General features: G+C 60.3%; 2 pseudogenes. Both read left to right on the top strand.

The annotated features are described in order from the left end of the window. Positions 1–79 (top strand): annotated as a pseudogene (locus tag ACAG21_RS28155) (WXG100 family type VII secretion target); the annotation flags it as partial. A gap of 49 nt (positions 80–128) precedes the next feature. Continuing rightward, positions 129–219: pseudogene (locus ACAG21_RS28150) on the top strand (type VII secretion protein EsxI); the annotation flags it as partial.

The raw sequence follows: 219 nt of genomic DNA, 5'->3' as shown, positions 1-219 counted from the left end.
CGTGCGTGACGGACTGATCCGTGACGCCAACAACTACGAGACGCAAGAGCAGGCCTCGCAGCAGGCCCTCGGCCACTAGTCGTAACCACTACGGCTGCGTAACCTTCAGACATTAGGAGAAAAACGCTATGAGCATTAACTACCAGTTCGGAGACGTGGACGCGCACGGTGCGTTGATCCGCGCGCAGGCCGCTTCGTTGGAGGCCGAGCACCAGGCCA

This window comes from Mycobacterium sp. pR1184 (genome assembly GCF_041287235.1).
GTDB lineage: Bacteria > Actinomycetota > Actinomycetes > Mycobacteriales > Mycobacteriaceae > Mycobacterium.
The sequence above is the reverse complement of the archived record's forward strand: the minus strand, read 5'-3'. Positions and strand labels throughout refer to the sequence as shown.